General features: G+C 64.6%; 10 protein-coding genes and 1 pseudogene. 5 read left to right on the top strand and 6 right to left on the bottom strand.

The window, feature by feature from the left end:
* Positions 1 to 244: 244 nt before the first annotated feature.
* The 3 genes and pseudogenes from RT460_RS08345 to RT460_RS08335 form a co-directional block, all read left to right on the top strand.
* Positions 245 to 2,002, top strand: a pseudogene (locus RT460_RS08345) (S8 family peptidase); the annotation flags it as partial.
* Positions 1,982 to 2,368, top strand: a complete 387-nt coding sequence (locus RT460_RS08340; RefSeq protein WP_313318442.1) for a proprotein convertase P-domain-containing protein — start codon at positions 1,982 to 1,984, stop codon at positions 2,366 to 2,368. The pseudogene RT460_RS08345 and the gene RT460_RS08340, both read left to right, overlap by 21 nt.
* Before the next feature lie 786 nt (positions 2,369 to 3,154).
* Complete coding sequence (locus RT460_RS08335; RefSeq protein WP_313318348.1) at positions 3,155 to 4,972, top strand: S8 family serine peptidase; 1,818 nt, start codon at positions 3,155 to 3,157, stop codon at positions 4,970 to 4,972.
* Between the two features lie 237 nt (positions 4,973 to 5,209).
* On the opposite strand, the gene ybaK is transcribed toward RT460_RS08335, so the two are convergent.
* From ybaK to wrbA, 4 genes are all read right to left on the bottom strand, one after another.
* Positions 5,210 to 5,686, bottom strand: coding sequence for a Cys-tRNA(Pro) deacylase (gene ybaK, locus RT460_RS08330; RefSeq protein ID WP_313318347.1), 477 nt, complete (start codon positions 5,684 to 5,686; stop codon positions 5,210 to 5,212).
* On the bottom strand, positions 5,686 to 6,171 hold the full coding sequence (locus RT460_RS08325) for an asparaginase domain-containing protein (RefSeq protein ID WP_313318441.1): 486 nt from the start codon (positions 6,169 to 6,171) through the stop codon (positions 5,686 to 5,688). The genes ybaK and RT460_RS08325 overlap by 1 nt, the downstream gene beginning before the upstream one ends.
* Before the next feature lie 294 nt (positions 6,172 to 6,465).
* A complete protein-coding gene (locus RT460_RS08320) occupies positions 6,466 to 6,813 on the bottom strand; it encodes a DUF2069 domain-containing protein (RefSeq protein WP_313318346.1) in 348 nt (115 codons plus the stop codon).
* The gene (gene wrbA / locus RT460_RS08315) at positions 6,810 to 7,403 is read right to left on the bottom strand and encodes an NAD(P)H:quinone oxidoreductase (RefSeq protein WP_313318344.1); all 594 of its coding nucleotides are present in this window, start codon (positions 7,401 to 7,403) and stop codon (positions 6,810 to 6,812) included. Before wrbA ends, RT460_RS08320 begins: the two co-directional genes overlap by 4 nt.
* Before the next feature lie 77 nt (positions 7,404 to 7,480).
* On the opposite strand from wrbA, the gene RT460_RS08310 reads away from it, so the two are divergent.
* Together RT460_RS08310 and RT460_RS08305 are read left to right on the top strand one after the other, a co-directional pair.
* A complete protein-coding gene (locus tag RT460_RS08310; RefSeq protein WP_313318343.1) occupies positions 7,481 to 8,752 on the top strand; it encodes a YihY family inner membrane protein in 1,272 nt (423 codons plus the stop codon).
* Positions 8,752 to 9,330, top strand: a complete 579-nt coding sequence (locus tag RT460_RS08305; protein WP_313318342.1) for a TlpA disulfide reductase family protein — start codon at positions 8,752 to 8,754, stop codon at positions 9,328 to 9,330. Before RT460_RS08310 ends, RT460_RS08305 begins: the two co-directional genes overlap by 1 nt.
* A 378-nt stretch (positions 9,331 to 9,708) precedes the next feature.
* On the opposite strand, the gene ppk2 is transcribed toward RT460_RS08305, so the two are convergent.
* A complete protein-coding gene (gene ppk2 / locus RT460_RS08300) occupies positions 9,709 to 10,506 on the bottom strand; it encodes a polyphosphate kinase 2 (RefSeq protein WP_313318341.1) in 798 nt (265 codons plus the stop codon).
* A gap of 42 nt (positions 10,507 to 10,548) precedes the next feature.
* On the bottom strand, positions 10,549 to 12,264 hold the full coding sequence (locus RT460_RS08295; protein WP_313318340.1) for a tetratricopeptide repeat protein: 1,716 nt from the start codon (positions 12,262 to 12,264) through the stop codon (positions 10,549 to 10,551).
* Positions 12,265 to 12,506 lie beyond the last annotated feature (242 nt).

Here is a 12,506-nt window from a genome sequence, read left to right as displayed (position 1 = left end):
ACGTCAAGGAATAAGCTAATTCCCTTTACGAATCACTCACTTATGTAAACGTGACTTGCGCGACAGTTTCGACTGCAACCTGCTTGTCATGGGTTCAGTTGCCGTTTACTGTCCGCCAACGGATCGGTAACAGGGGACTGGTTCGGGTAGTTCTACCCGGGCAGCAACCTCTTCAATCTGGCAGGGCCCCGGGTAGGACTGGCGCCGCGCAAGCGGCTTCCTCTCAATGTAGAAGGGCTCATCAATGTCTTCCAAATCGCGCCGTACGTTCGTTCGTGGGTTGGTTGTTGTTGGCACTGCTTCGTTGTCCTCCCTGCTCTTGTGCGCGCCCGCCTGGGCGGGTGATGTTCATCTGGCGGGCCTGGATTCGGCCCCCACCAACCAGCGTTTCATCATCAAGTACCGTCAGGACACCCGCCAGGCCGCGGGCGAGACGGCCCTGAAGCAGACCCTTTCCTCCGCCGCGCGCGCGTTGCCGGCGCGCGCCGGCAAAAGTGTCGGCGTACAGCACATGCGCCGCTTGGCGGTAGGGGCGGACGTGGTCCGTGCCGATGCCAGGCTGGACCGCGCCGACGCTGAAACGCTGATGCGCAAGCTCGCCGCCGACCCCAACGTCGAGTACGTGGAAGTCGATCGTCTCAACACCATCAGCCTGACACCCAATGACACCCGCTACAGCGAACAGTGGGGATACTCGGGCACCTACGGCATCAAGGCGCCGCAGGCGTGGGACAGCGCCACCGGCACCGGCGTGGTGGTGGCGGTGTTGGATACCGGCATCACCAGCCATAGCGACCTCAATGCCAATGTGCTGCCAGGCTACGACTTCATCGCCGACACTTCGGTGTCCAACGATGGCAACGGCCGCGATGCTGACGCCAGCGACCCGGGTGACTGGGTGGCGGCCAACCAGTGCGGTGGCACCCATGCCGCGCAGAACTCCAGCTGGCATGGCACCCATGTGGCCGGCACCATCGCCGCGGTAACCAACAATGCCAAGGGCGTGGCCGGTACCGCCTTCAACGCCAAGATCCTGCCGGTGCGCGTGCTCGGCACCTGTGGCGGTTACGACTCCGATATCGCCGACGCCATCATCTGGGCCTCTGGTGGCACGGTCAGCGGTGTACCGGCCAACGCCAACCCGGCTGAAGTGATCAATCTCAGCCTGGGTGGTTCGGGCAGTTGCGGTACCACCACCCAGAACGCCATCAATGCGGCAGTGGGTCGCGGCACGACCCTGGTGATCGCCGCTGGCAACAGCAATGTCAACGTGTCCACCGCATCACCGGCCAACTGCAACAATGTCATTGCCGTGGGTGCCAACGACAGCGCCGGCAAGCGCTCCATCTGGAGCACCAGCCAGCAGTCCAACTTCGGCACTCTGGTGGACGTCTCCGGGCCGGGCAGCAACATCCTGTCCACGCTCAACAGCGGCACCAAGGGCCCGTCTGCCGAAAGCTACGCGTCGTATGGCGGCACCTCCATGGCCACCCCGCATGTAGCTGGCGTGGTGGCGTTGGTGCAATCGGTGTCCAATCCCATCAAGACCCCGGCGCAGGTTGAGGCCCTGCTCAAGAGCACGGTGACGCCGTTCCCGGCAACGCCGGACAAGGCGATTGGTGCCGGTATCGTCAACGCCCAGGCAGCAGTGGCAGCGGCGCTTGGTGGCACCAATCCACCGGATCCGGGTACCGGTGGCACGGTGTTGACCAATGGTGTGCCGCTGACCGGCCTCACCGGCGCAACCGGTGCCAGCACCTTCTACACCGTGCAGGTACCGGCCGGCGCCACCAACCTGGTCATCGCCAGCTCCGGCGGCACGGGTGATGCGGACTTGTACGTGCGCGCGGGCAGCCAGCCCACCACCTCCACCTACGATTGCCGTCCGTACAAGAGCGGCAATGCGGAAAGCTGCAGCTTCGCCACCCCGGTGGCCGGCACGTACCACGTCATGTTGTCTGCATACGCCGCCTATTCGGGCGTGAGCCTGCAGGCCAGCTGGAGCACCGGCAGCAGCGGTGGCGGCAGCCAGACCTATAGCAGTAGCGGCGCGGTGAACATTGTCGACAATGCAACCGTGGAAAGCGCAGTCAGCGTTTCCGGTCGCAGCGGCAATGCCCCGGCGTCCACGCCGGTGGCGGTGGACATCAGCCACACCTGGAAAGGTGACCTGAAGGTGGACCTGGTTGCGCCGGATGGCAGCGTCTATGTGCTGAGCAATTACGCCGGTGGCAGCGCAGACAACATCAAGCAGACCTTCACCGTGAACCTGTCCAGCGAGGCCCTCAACGGCAACTGGAAACTGCGCGTCAACGACAAGGCCAGTGGTGACACGGGCACCCTCAACAGCTGGTCGATCACGTTCTAAGCCGCGGGTAACCGCGTAGCAGACATGCAACGTCCCAATGGGCCCCTGGCGGTATTGCCAGGGGCCCATTGTCTTGTGCCCGGTGGGAGCGACGTAAGCCGGGATGCTGCGACTGCATCCGCGACAACTACTCCGGCCGCGGATAAAACGACGATGTCACGGCAGGCGACTTCCTGGAACGAACCTGGCACGCAGGGGCCATCTTCAGCGAGTTCCATACAGCGCAAGGTGCGGACGTAGGCGACATTGGAGAGCGTCGTATCACGGTGCTTCTTCTCCGACAGATAGCCGCGCAGTAATCGCCGCGAATTGGCGCCCCGATAGAGCCCGACTCTGATGGGCTGGGTTGCAGGAGCGGCTTACTGTCCAGCAACGGATCGGCGATGGGGGCCGGTCCAGACAGCTGGGTCCGGCGACGGCGTCAAACGGATGGGCACCGGATGCAGCACCGGCCGCGTAGGCGGCATTCTCATCGAAGAGGGTGCATCAATGTCATCAATATTGCACTGTGCGCGTGGCTGCCGGCGGTTTGCGGCCGGCGCGATATCGCTTTGTCTGCTGCTTCCCTTGCAACAGGCAGGTGCTGCCGAGGTAATACTGGATGGGCTGTCATCGGAGCGAACCCATCAGCGTTTCATCATCAGATATCGCGAGGATGGCAGTTCGCCCCGGGATCGGCTTTTGCTGCACACGCGCCTTGCCAAAGCGGCGGCCGCATTGCCGGCACGCAGCGGTAGAGCCGTCACCGCAAAACCGCTTCGTCATCTGGCGGCAGGGGCAGAGTTGGTGCAGGTGGACGTACCGCTGGATCGGAGGGACGCCGAGACCTTGATGCGGCGGCTGGCCGCGGAGCCCGATATCGCGTCCGTCGAAGTCGACCGACGTTTCACGATTGCTGCGACGCCCAATGATCCGCGATTCGCCGATCAATGGGCGTATACCGGCACGTATGGCATTCGCGCCGCACAGGCGTGGGATCAGGCCGCTGGCGCAGGTGTGGTGGTTGCCGTGTTGGACACCGGCATCGCTGCGCACAGCGATCTGGATGCCAACGTACTGCCCGGCTACGACTTCATCACCGATCTGGCGATGGCCAACGACGGTGACGGCAGGGACGCGGATGCGCGTGATCCTGGCGACTGGGTGGAAGCCAATCAGTGCGGCGGCAGCCATGCGCCGGAGGCATCGAGTTGGCACGGCACGCATGTCGCCGGCACGGTGGCAGCGGTAAGCAACAATGGTCGGGGTGTGGCAGGCACCGCGCCGGCGGCACGTATTCTGCCGGTGCGTGTGCTGGGGACCTGCGGCGGCTATATGTCCGATATCGCGGACGCGCTGGTGTGGGCCGCAGGTGGTTCGGTCGCAGGTGTCCCGGACAATGCGCATCCGGCCGAGGTGATCAACCTCAGCCTTGGCGGGAAGGGGACGTGCAGCAGCCTCTTGCAGGGGGCCATCGATACTGCGGTTGCCCGTGGTGCCACCATCGTCGTCGCGGCAGGCAACAGCAATGCCAACGCGAGCAATGCATCGCCAGCCAACTGCCAGCAGGTGATCGCTGTCGGCGCCAACGACAGCGCCGGAAAGCGTTCGATCTGGAGCGCGGTTCAGCAGTCCAACTACGGCGCGGTGGTGGATCTGGCTGCGCCGGGCAGTGACATCCTGTCCACGCTGAACACCGGCAGCAAAGAGCCTTCGGCGGAGAGCTACGCCTATTACGGCGGCACATCGATGGCGGCGCCGCATGTTGCGGGCGTGGTGGCCATGGTGCAGGAAGTCTCCGAGCCGACGCGCACGCCCGCGCAGGTGGAAGCATTGCTGAAAGCAACGGTGACGCCGTTCCCCAAGGAGCCGGATCGGGCGATTGGGGCAGGTATCGTCAACGCGCAGGCGGCAGTAGATGCTGCAATCAACGGTACGCTGCCACCCGCACCTGAGCCCGAACCAGACACCGAGCTGCTCAACGGGGTGGTGCTTGGTGGGGTGGCGGGGGCCAAGGGCAGCAACCGCTACTACCACCTCCAGGTACCGGAAGGCGCCTCCAACCTGCTGATCAGCATCGCTGGGGGCTCGGGAGACGCAGACCTGTACGTGCGGGCAGACGCCAGGCCAACAGCGAGCGCCTATGATTGCCGGCCGTTTCGCGGTGGCAATGGCGAGAGTTGCAGCTTTCCGAAGCCACGCGCCACCCGCTATCACGTGATGCTGAGCGGCTATAAGACATATGCCGGGATCAATCTGAAAGCCAGTTGGAGCAACCAGCCATCGCAAATCTACGCCAATGGTCAGCGCATCGATATCGCCGACTACGCGACGGTTGAAAGCACCATCCATGTCGCTGCGCGCGATGGCAATGCGCCTGACGCCACGGCGGTAAGCGTGGACATTGCTCACCCGTGGCGTGGTGACCTGAAGCTGGAACTACTGACGCCTAGCGGGCGCGCCCATCTGTTGAGCAACTACGAGGGCGGAAGTGCCGACGACATCCGGCAGACGTTTGAGGTGGATCTGTCCGCTGAACAGCTGCAGGGCGACTGGACCTTGCGCATCCATGACAAGGCCAGTGGCGATACCGGCTGGTTGAATGGATGGACGATCACCTTCTGACGGCGCGTCGCCTGTTGTGCACGGGCCAGCACGGAGTACAGGTGCGGAACCAGGCTGCCATGACACGGTGGTGGACGGGGACCTGCTGCGGGGCACCGTCAAATTTCTGAAGCAACAAGGCCTTTGACATACGCTGCCATGCCAACAATGGGCAGCGTGCCACGGCATCGACGGGAGACAGGTTGTCCGCAGGCAGCGGCACGGCAGGAAGATTGCGGCAGCGATGCCGCGATCAGCTCACGCTTCGCAGATGTCAGTGTGGTCGGCCTGCAGGACCTGCAGTGCCATGGCTGGGGCGATGTCCAGCAAGAGCCCGCGCTGGCCGGCATTGATGTACAGCGTTTCATGCTGCTCGGCGCTAGTGGCGAAGACCACCCTGGCCGGGCGCTGCTGGGCAAAAGGGGTGATCCCGCCAACTTTGTAGCCGCTGCGTTTCTCAGCCTCGGCCACATCCATCATCTGTGCGTGCTTGCCGCCGCAATGGGCGGCAAGCTTTTTCAGAGAAAGCCGCTGGTCGGAAGGAATGACCGCGATCACGGGTTGTTTGTCGACCCAGGCCATCAAGGTCTTGAACATCCGCGCCGGGACAATGCCCAAGGCCTGCGCCGCTGCCAATCCCTTGCTATCCACATCTGCCGAATAGTCGTAGGCATGCAGGCCGTAGCGGATGCCAGCCTTGTCCAGGGCGGCGGTGGCGCGGGTGCTTTTGGCCATTACGCCGATTCGAAGCGATTGGCGTCCACGTTCTTGCGGACTTTTTCCGGATTCCAGATCCGGCCGTTCATGGCGATGTAGACGCCTTCCGGCAGCGATTGCACGGCGCCGATGGCGCAGCCGATATTGAACTCGGCATCGGAGCCACGGAAGCGGGCTGGGCTCAGCGCGCCGGTCATCACGATGGTCTTGCCAGGGATGGTGCTCAGCACCTTGCCGGTGGCGACCATCGAGTCGGTGCCATGGGTGACCAGTACATGGCGGGTAGGTTGCGCGGCGATGGTGGCGCGGATCAGCTCGCGATCATCGTCGGTGATATGCAGGGAGTCCTTGCGCAGGATCGGAATCACATTGAAACGGAAGGTGACGCCGAGCTCGCGCAGGATCATGCCGATCTGCGGGTCGCCGATCTGGTAATCGGATTTGTCGTCGAAATAGATCTTGTCGATCGTGCCACCGGTGGTGACGATCAGGAGTTCTTCCATCATTGCGGTAAATCCTTGCGGTGACTGCCAGCGGCCAGGGCCACGATGCTGCGAATGATAATGCCCCCGCAGGAGCGGCGTAAGTCGCTAGCGCTGTAGCCGGTCGGCTCGAAACTGTAGCAGCGCCGGGGCCTGCCAGTTCCGCCACTCACGCAGCCCCAGCCGGTGCAGACGCTGGCTCCGCAGCGTGCAAGGGGAATGTCGCGGCGATTGGATCCCTTCCTTTGCGGTCGCCAGGGGGCAGGGGATGCAAGGCTTCCGCAGCACAGCCGGCTGCGTCGGCTCGCACCACTCCTAGCGTGAAGTCTTCCCGCGCGCGAAACGCGCCCGCATGCCGGGCACACTGACCAGCGCCACGATCAGCAGGGCCAGTGCGATTTCGGCCCAGGCGTACAGGGCGGTGTCGCGGTGGCTCCAGGCGCTCATCACGCCATGGCTGAACCAGAACAGCGCCAGCACGCCCGCCCAGAACCGGGCAGACGCGCGCTGCGCCAGCACCCCCAGCAACAGCAACACTGGCGGCGCAACGAAGACCAGCAGCACCGCGACCAGATGACGATCAGCCCGGAACCACCAGCCGTACAAGCCGGCCAGCAGCGCCAAGGCAAGAGCCAGCAGCAGATCCCTGGCGCGCAGGCTCATTGGTCCAGGCGCCTGGCGATGTCGGCAACGCGTCGGCCCAGCACACGCGCCAGATGGGCTTCGTCATCCGTGGGTTGCGGATCACCCTCGGTGCCGGAGACATGGCTGGCGCCGTAGGGGGTGCCGCCGCTGCGGGTGTGGCTCAGAGCAGGTTCGGTGAACGGGATGCCGACGATCAGGCAGCCGTGGTGCAACAGCGGCAGATGCATCGACAGCAAGGTCGATTCCTGCCCGCCGTGCATCGAGGCGGTGGATGTAAATACCGCCGCCGGCTTGCCGGCCAGCGTGCCATTGACCCATTCAGCGCCCAGGCCATCCAGGAAGTGCTTTATCGGCGCGGCCATGTTGCCGAAGCGGGTAGGGCTGCCCAATATAATGCCGCTGCATTCGGCCAGGTCGTTGATCTCGACGTAGGGCGCGCCTTCTTCCGGCACCGGCGGCGCACTGGTCTGGGTGACCGCCGCGACCGGCGGCACGCTGCGCAGGCGGGCGCTCATGCCCGGCACTTCGCCGATACCGCGGGCGATCTGCCGCGCCAGCCGGGCCACCGAGCCGCCACGGCTGTAATAGAGCACCAGAATTTCCGCCATCGCACTGTCCACTCGTCCACCAGGAACCGGCAGTATCGACGATGCGGGGTACGCTTTGCATCGGGTACCCTTGGCCCATGGAGCCATTGGATTCGCTCAACCTATGGATGGAACGCCTGCGTGACCGCGCGCGCGTGACCACCTTTGCTCGCTTCCTGTGGAAGCGCTTCATCGATGACCGCCTGTTCCAGGCAGCCGGTTCACTGGCCTACACCACGGTATTTGCGCTGGTGCCGCTGGCGATCGTGGTATTCGGGGTGCTGTCGGCGTTCCCGATGTTCGACCGCTGGAGCGAAGCGCTCAGCGATTACGTGTTCTCCAATTTCGTGCCCTCCGCAGCGCGCGCGGCCGAAGGCTATCTGAAGCAGTTCTCGGCCAGCGCCGGGCAGCTGACCGCCGCAGGCTTCATTGCGTTGGTGGTGTCCCTGCTGATCACCCTCAACAGCGTCGAGCAGACCTTCAACCGTATCTGGCGCGTGGCCTCGGCGCGGCCCAAGCTCACCCGCTTCCTGGTGTACTGGACGGTGCTGACGCTGGGGGCACTGCTGGCCGCTGCATCGCTGGCGGTATCGGCCAAAGTGCTGTCGCTGCCGCTGTTCGGCACCACCGAGGGCCGCTGGCTGGCCGACATCGGCCTGCGGCTTACGCCGGTACTGATCGAGTTCGTCTGCGTCATGCTGATCTTCCGGGTGGTGCCCCACCACGTGGTGAAGTGGCGTCATGCGGTGCCTGGCGCCTTGCTGTCGGTTGTGCTGCTGGAGCTGGTGAAATGGGGCATGGGCCTGTACCTGGGCAGCTTCCAGTCGTACCAGAAGCTTTATGGCACGGTGGCCTTCGTGCCCATCCTGCTGCTGTGGATCTACCTGAGCTGGGTCGCGGTGTTGCTGGGGGCCTCGCTGGCATCGTCGATAGCCGCGTTCCGCTACCAGCCTGCGGCGTTGCGCCTGCCACCGGGCTGCGAGTTGTATGGCCTGCTACGCCTGATCGGTCGATTCCGGGAAGCGCGGGCGCTGGGCCAGAGCCTGGACGAAGAACAGATCCTGCAACTGGAGCCGATGCTTACCGATTCGCTGCTCCAGCAGTTGCTGGAAGTGATGGAGCGGATCAATCTGCTGCGCCGTGACGAACTCGGCCAATGGCTGCTGTCGCGTGACCTGGACAGCATCAGCCTGGACGAGATCTATGTCGGCTCGCAGCTGCGCATTCCGGTGGGCGAGCAGTACCTGCCGCTGCGCGATGACAGCCTGGGCAGGGCGGCCTGCCGAGCACTGGATGAACTGCGCGTGCCGCTGCGCGAGCTGCTCAAACGTCGCGTCGAAGATATTTACGCTACAAACGGAGAGACCTGATGAATTCCAAGTTGCTTCCGCTGGCGTTGCTGGCCTTGTCCCTGGCCGCCTGCAAGGCGCAGGCGCCAACCCCGGCACCGGCCGCGCCTGCCCCTGCAGCGGCGCCGACCACGGCGGCAGCCCCCGCCGATGATGGCCAGGCCACGGTTGTGCAGCAGACCGCAGAGCTGCCGCAGCTGCAGGTGCCAACGGTGGACGGCAAGACCTATGACCTGGCCAGCCACCGTGGGCAATGGGTAGTGGTCAATTTCTGGGCGACCTGGTGCGCGCCGTGCCTGCAGGAAATGCCGGAACTGTCGGCCTTGCACGTCATGCGCAGCAACGTGGAAGTGGTTGGCCTGGCCTACGAGGACATCGAGCTTGACGAGATGCAGACGTTTCTCAAGGAGCATCCCGTGGCCTACCCGATCGCCATCATCGATACGTACAACCCACCCAAGGATTTCGCCACCCCGCGTGGGCTGCCGATGACCTATCTGATTGCCCCGGATGGCAAGGTGGCCAAGCAGTTCCTGGGCCCGGTGAATGCCCAGGAGATCGAGCAGGCCATCGTGGCTGCAGGCGGCAAGGTGGCTTGAGGTCGCTGTTGTGGGTCAGCTATGGCTGTCGTCGCCGCCTCGTTGCTTGTTCAGACCACGTCCACAGGATCGCCGCAAGGCCGCATAGGGTGAGCGAAGCCAAGGGGCGGATAGGGGAGAGGTGAGCCTGGGTCTTCCGGCACTGCCAGTGTCGCAGTTGATGGCGCTCCCGCCGTAGCCCTTGCCGCGCATGGCTCGGCACTGCCGCAGCTCGTTCAACATGGCCGGTGGCTTCTGCCGAGCATGGCTCGGCACTACCTCAGCTCTTTCAACATGGCCGGTGGCCTCTGCCGCGCATGGCTCGGTACTACCTCACCTCTTTCAGTATGGCCGGTGGCTTCTGCCGAGCATGGCTCGGCACTACAGCCAGGAACGGGGTTATGGCTTGGCTGTATCCTCATCCAGCGCAAACGCCGGGATCGGATTCACGACACCGTACTTCTCCTTCTTCGGCTTGCCCGGCAATGGCGGCAGCTCGATCAGTGGCTCGTCGATGTGGGTATCGGGCAGCCGATCCAGCAGATCACGGATCAGCGTCAGGCGGCCCAGCTTCTGGTCGTTGAAGTCCACCAGTGTCCACGGTGCATGCGTGCTGTGGGTAGCCTCCAGCATGGCTTCGCGGGCCTTGCCGTAGTCGGCATAGGCCTGGCGTGACTTGAGATCCACTGGTGACAGCTTCCAGCCCTTGAGCGGATCTTCGCGACGTTCGGCAAAGCGCTTTTCCTGCTGGTCCTGATCCACGCACAACCAGTACTTGAACAGCAGGATGCCATCGTCCACCAACAGCTTCTCGAATATCGGGGCCTGTTTCAGGAAGGCCTTGTACTGCGCATCGGTGCAGTAGCCCATCACCTTCTCGACGCCGGCGCGGTTGTACCAGCTGCGGTCCATCAACACGATCTCACCGGCGGCAGGCAGGTGCGCGACATGGCGCTGGAAGTACCACTGGCTGTCCTCGCGTTCGCTTGGCTTGGGCAGGGCGACCACCCGGCACTGGCGCGGGTTGAGGTGTTTGGCAATGTCCTGGATCACGCCGCCCTTGCCGGCGGTATCGCGGCCTTCGAACAACGCCAGTACGCGTTGCCCACTGTGCTGGGCCCAGCGTGCCATGTTGGCCAGTTCCAGCTGCATGGGTTCCAGCAGTTGTTCGTATTCCTTGCGTTTGAGCTTGCCCATGGTCACTCCCGGTAGGAGCGTCGAGCGTAACGCAGCCGTGTGTCAGCCCGCGTCTACATCACCATCCTGCCAGCCGTGGCGGTGGGCGAGCTGCTGCAACAGATGGCTGAAGTCACCGGCGAATCCCTCCATGTCGAACAGCCCGCTCTGGTCCCGGGCGTGTTGCACGCGTACGCGCAGCGCTTGCAACGCGGCAGGGTCGTTGCCCAGGGCAATGGCGCGGGCGACAAAGGCAGCGTCGTCGGCCATGTTCATGTCTTGCAGGCCCAGGTGGTGGTTGAGGCTGCCGGCCACGCGAGCGGCAAAGGTTGCACCGGGCACGGTCAGCACCGGGCAGCCTGCCCACAGGGCATCGGAAGCCGTCGTGTGGGCGTTGTACGGGTTCGTGTCCAGGAACAGGTCGGCGTGCCCATAGCGGGACAGGTAGTGCGGATGCGGCAACTTGTCCATGAAGACCAGGCGGGCGGGGTCTACCTGTTGCTGGCGGGCCGCCTGGCGCAGGCGCTGGTCGGCGTTGCCTGGCCCTGCGAGCAACCACAGTACGCTGCCGGGCACGCCTTGCAGCACCTGCAACAGGCGCCGGACGCTGCGCGGGTTGAGTTTGTAGCTGTTGTTGAAACAGCAGAACACCACGCCGGTCCCGGGCAGGCCGCAGGCCTCACGCGGTGGCGGCGGTTCGATCTGGCGGGTGTTGTCCGAGGGCTGAAAGGCGCGCGGCAGGCGCAGTACCTTCTCGCTGAAAGCGGTCTCCAGTGCCGCCGGCAGCACGAAGTCATCGGCAAGCACATAGTCCATCCACGGCGCGCCCGAAGTGCCGGGGTAGGCCAGCCAGTTCAGCTGCAGCGGCGCCGGACGCATCGCCAGTACCTCCGGGGTGCCGCCACCGCCCCAGCCGCGCAGGTCGAACAGGATGTCGATACCCGCAGCACGGATGCGCTGCGCGATCTGCGCATGGGTTTGTTCGCTGACATCATGCACGCGCGCCGCCACCTGCAAGCGTTGGCGGATAGCGCTGCCGTCGTCGGCGTTGAGGGCGAACAACTGCACCTGCAAGCGTGGATGCGCGCGCAGCTGTTCGAACAGGGCCGCGGTCAACAGGCCGGTGGGGTGGGCCCCAAATCCGTTGGATAGAAAGCCGATCTGCAACGGCCCCTGGGTGCGGATACTGGTGGCAGGTAGCCGCCGAATCGATTGCGCAAGCACCCTGGCGCGCTGCCGCGCACAGGCCAGTTGCTCGCCCGCACTGGCGTCCTCGCTGAGAAACGCGAAAGGCTCGACCGCCGGATTGCCTTGTGCCACCGCACGCCGTACCTGCGCCGACAAGGCATCAAGGTCGCGCCAATCACACAGGCGGCGTTGCCAGTTCAGGCGCTGCGCGGCCATGTAGGCCTCATCCGGCGCCAGCGCATGGGCGCGTCGATAGGCATCGGCTGCCGCTTCGGGTTGCCGTGCATCTTCCAGTACATGGCCCAGCCACAGCGCCATGCCCGGATGCTGCGGCGCCAACTGGCAGGCACGCTGCAGCAATGCAGCGGCGTCGTCATGACGACCTTGCATCCAGCGGGCGCGGCCGAGCCTGGCCAGCGCTTCGGGGTGCTGTGGGCGCAGCTGCAATGCGTGGTTGGCCGCGCTTTCACCGGCGGCGATGTCACCGGCTCCGAGTTCGGCATCGGCCAGCATCACCCAGGCAATGAAGTCACCGGGCTGGCGGCTGACGGCAAGGCGGAGTTGGTCGCGTTCGCTGAGGGCGTGGGTCATGGTCTGGCTTTGCTCCCTCCCTTGTACGCAGCTCGGGGGCCGGCTGGGCAGGGATAGATGTTGATTCTGCTCTGGGCTGGCGACCAAGGCCAAATCCAAAGGCAGCAGCGAAGTCCAACGCCAGCCGTCTCCGATCCGTCCGGCACGAAGGCCTGCGGTCGGTCATCAGGCGGCGCGTCGGTGGCGTGCAAGCAGACCATCTTCACCTGCTGCGCTGTGCGCAAGGGAGGGAGCGAAGCCTG

It is taken from the genome of Stenotrophomonas sp. (assembly GCF_032061965.1).
GTDB lineage: Bacteria > Pseudomonadota > Gammaproteobacteria > Xanthomonadales > Xanthomonadaceae > Stenotrophomonas.
This window is presented reverse-complemented; position numbering and strand designations above follow the sequence as displayed.